Source organism: Mesorhizobium sp. P5_C1, assembly GCF_054049815.1.
The window spans coordinates 1-3,765 of record NZ_JBFULQ010000524.1; the positions used below are offsets into that span (position 1 = coordinate 1).

A 3,765-nucleotide genomic window follows, 5' to 3' on the forward strand; every position below is an offset into this window, starting at 1 on the left:
CGTTTTCGACATCGTGCTGAAAAATCTCGTGTCGTCGCTCGAACGGCGCCCGAGAAACTGTTTCATCGTCTACGGAAGCTCAAGCCACCGCGCCATCGATTGGGCAAGGCCGGCAATCCGGGCGGCCGGCATTTTCATGGAACTTCCCGTGCCGCCGATGCCCGGCTTCCTCGATGCGATCCGAACCATCGACTACGCGGTCTTTCAGTTTCGCGCCGGAGCGTAACTCTTGCTTCTGGCCTTGACGAAACGCGTGACGTTGCGCGCGGCGTATGGCGTGCCGGCAGTGAAACGCATCAGCGGGCCAAAACTGCCGACGGCGCTCGCACCGACGAAATGTAGGCCTGGAATGCTCGACTCGAACCCCGCGGAGAGCACCGGAGCCCCTTCCCGGCGCGCAATCGCGGCAAGCACATCGGGCGCGAACAGCCCGAGCCTGGCGATATCGATCCGGTAGCCAGTTCCCAGCAGCACGTGATCGAAGGTGGCGACATCCTTCTCGAACCGCAGTTCGATGGCGTGGTCCTTGGCGGCAGCACCGACAATCCTGCTGCCAGCATTGACCTTTATTCCATCGAAGTCCGGCTTCAGCCAGCCTGACGCGCCTGCCCCAAGACTGCGGATGTTGAGCCCGTCTCTGGCTGCCTCCGGAAACCGGTGCACGAAGCCTGGAACTTCGACCAGCCAGGACAGTGGGAAGGGGCCGACCCTCGAGGGAGACGCAAGACGCTCCGAAGCGAAGTCACGCAAACTCCAGCTTTTGTTTCCCGACAGCGTTCGATACCCGAGCCAATGGATGTCGCCACGGCAGACAAGTTCGACATCCGCCCCGCTACGCTTCAGCAGCACCGCGGATTCGCAGGCGCTCTGCCCGCGCCCGATGACCGCGACCCGCTTGCCGCGGAAGGCCTCGTAGCCGGCATGTTCGCTGGCATGGCTGACCAGTTCGGCGGGCATTCCATTGAAGACGGCGGGGATCATCTGCTGATTCATCAGCCCGGTGGCAACGACGACACGCCGCGCTTGGACGGCATCACCATCAGCAAGGGCGAGGCGAAACCCTCCCCTCGCCGTCTCGACACGGCCAACCATGCGCGTATCCAGATCGGGAACCGCCTGGGCCTGTATCCACAGTCCATAGTCGACGAAGTTTTCGAGCAGCAGCGGTTCGCGCGGCAAGATTCCAAGGACCGCTGCGTAGGAATCAAGCGAGAGCGAACCTTTGGTGTGGCCGATATAGGTCGCATGCCAGGGTGAGCGCAGCCTCATGCCTCTCGGCATGTGATCACGCCAGAAGGACATTGCGCCGCCGAGGGCAATCGTTTCAATGCCCGCCGCCTTGAGGGCGGAAGCAACGGCCAGCCCAAACGGTCCGGCACCGATCACAGCCACCTCGCAATCGRTCCTGGGCATGGGAGCGGTCATGTCACTGGTCTCGTGGTTCCGTTTTATCGACGCCTGGTCCCGACTGAAACCCCGGTCGGACACCCCGTCGTCCTAAACATTCCCAGGTTAAGAATGCGGAAATGAACCGCATCCTACCGCCTGTCCGACAGATGACATGGCGTTGTCGGTTAATGGTTTCACCGCCTGCGAAGTATTCGCCTCGTCAACACTCTCCACATGGTCAAGGGTATGTCGATCAGGCCTGGCATCGGGTCGCTTGCCGTGAATGTCGCCCATGCCCGCACCGAACCGAACGAGCGCAAATAGGCCCGCCTTGTCAGCCGGCCACTTGAAATCAACTTGCTGACGGCCACTATATCCCGAACCAGGTACATCCAGGATGTATTCGGCCGCGCCGAGACCGCCCCGACCTCGCGGCCTGACCTGATCGCCCAAAGCATGGCACCGAGATCGACGCCCGCGGCAGCGGCAAGCCCAAACCATGTCCAGGGTCGCGGATTGACATCGAGTATCTTCAACGAGCCATCGCGGGGGTCGCGCTTGAATTCGACCTCCACCAGTCCGTGGTGACCGATCGATCCAAGAAGCCGGCGCGAGGCGTCGATCAGTTGCGGCTCGTCGACGACCTCCACGAACGTGCTGGTATAGCCGAAATCCACCGGATATTGCCGGCTGCGGCGGGCAGTGAACTCGGCCACCGGTGCGCCCCGGTTCCAAAGCGCCGCGTAGGAAAACTGGTTTTCTCCTCCTCCCGGTATCATTTCCTGGACGACGACATTCTCAAAACCAATGTCTTCGGCGGCCCATTTGTAGGCTGTCAGGAACGACGCCTGGTCGTTGGCGAGAATGGCCTTTGTACGGGCGAAACGGCTGCGCCCGCCCATGTTCGGCTTCAGGATGACGGGAAAGCGAAGCTCGGCCGCCCCTGCCTGCTCAACCGAAGTAAACTCGTAGGTCAGCGGAATGGCGAGCGCCAGTTCGCGGGCACGGCGATACAGAAGCGGCTTCTCACAAACCCATTTCAGCTGCTGCCATGGTGGCAGCACCACGTCGAATACATCGGACAGTTGCTCGATGGCTTGCGACACCAGGCGAACTTCAGGATCGCCGCCGGGAACCAGAAGAAAGCCGCCCAATCCCTGGGTCGCAGCCAGGTCGAGCAGGAAGGCAACGGCGCCGTCATCCTCGGGGCCGGGCCACGTCATCTGCCGATGAGCGTAACGCGAAAAGCGGGGCAAAGGCGTGTCGGCGCTTATCAGCCAGACCGGCACTTTCTGCGCACCAAGGCTCCTGGCCAGCGCCAGCGTCCCGTGCGCCCCACCAAGAATAACCACCCCGGCGGGCCGACTGGAAACACGATCGTCCATTTCTGGCTGGGAGAGCATCCGTCAAATCCGACAATCGGTGCGCAGTGGCGAGACTTCTGGTTACCGATTGACCGGCCTGCGAAACGTAGGAGACATCTCATATAGAAGCTGGTCGCCCAGGTGCTGCCACCACCGGCGGAACGTCTCATACCAATGCTTTCCACATGGTAACGAAAATTGGCGCCGCTTTAGAAAGAGGCCCCGGCAGTCGGCAGTGACCATGCCAGGATTGTTATGCGTTCCGACTTGCCACTGGCGTCGACAGCCAAAGCAATTCACAAGAAAGTGCCAACAAACAGTTAGACCGGTTCAGCAATCCACCGACGTTGAACCGGCTAACATAAGACAAGACTGCGCCGCGGACGATGCCCGACTGACGGCCCTAGTTCGTCACGACGATCCGCGTGTTGCCGAAACCCACTTCCCGCACCATCGAATAGAAGGTCGCGGCGTTGGCCGTGTGCAGCCGCACGCAGCCATGCGATGCCGGCCTGCCGAGTTGCCTGACGGCGCCAGTTCCATGGATGGCATAGCCGCCATGGAAGAACACGGAATAAGGCATAGGYGACATATGGTATTTGCGCGAATACCACATCCGTGCCGTGCGTTGCGGCCGATAGGTGCCGCGCGGCGTGAAATAGCCGGATCGCGCGGTGGACACGCTCCACCGGTAGACCGAAAAGCCGTATCTGACCGTCATCGTCTGCGACGACACGTCTATGTTTGCAACGAGGCTGGCCGCCCAGCCTTGCCCCGCGGCACCGAACAGCATCGCGACAAACACGGCTGCCATGAGAACAGTCTTTTTCATGCGATCAAACCCCTTTGATTGCCCCTTACTTGCCTGCCATCACGTTGTTTTTCATCTTTTTAATGGCGAGTGATGCGATAGCACACACTCCTTGACCAATTCGCCAATCCAAAGCAGCGAATTTGAACGATTTCGCGCGATAGTTGCCGCAACGACACGCCGCACCGGTCTGTTCACCGT

3 protein-coding genes and 1 pseudogene are annotated in these 3,765 nt (G+C 60.7%); 1 reads left to right on the forward strand and 3 read right to left on the reverse strand.

Going from position 1 to position 3,765, the window contains the following annotated elements:
* Positions 1–226: pseudogene (locus tag ACXJ7R_RS27125) on the forward strand (class I SAM-dependent methyltransferase); the annotation flags it as partial.
* On the opposite strand, the gene ACXJ7R_RS27130 reads toward ACXJ7R_RS27125, so the two are convergent.
* The 3 genes from ACXJ7R_RS27130 to ACXJ7R_RS27140 form a co-directional block, all read right to left on the reverse strand.
* Positions 205–1,425: an NAD(P)-binding domain-containing protein gene (locus ACXJ7R_RS27130; protein WP_457154512.1), complete on the reverse strand. Its 1,221-nt coding sequence runs from the start codon at positions 1,423–1,425 to the stop codon at positions 205–207. The pseudogene ACXJ7R_RS27125 and the gene ACXJ7R_RS27130 overlap by 22 nt on opposite strands.
* Positions 1,426–1,583: 158 nt before the next feature.
* Positions 1,584–2,792: a carboxylate--amine ligase gene (locus tag ACXJ7R_RS27135; protein WP_457154513.1), complete on the reverse strand. Its 1,209-nt coding sequence runs from the start codon at positions 2,790–2,792 to the stop codon at positions 1,584–1,586.
* Positions 2,793–3,156: 364 nt separating this feature from the next.
* Positions 3,157–3,585, reverse strand: a complete 429-nt coding sequence (locus tag ACXJ7R_RS27140) for a L,D-transpeptidase (RefSeq protein ID WP_095087450.1) — start codon at positions 3,583–3,585, stop codon at positions 3,157–3,159.
* Between the last annotated feature and the right edge of the window lie 180 nt (positions 3,586–3,765).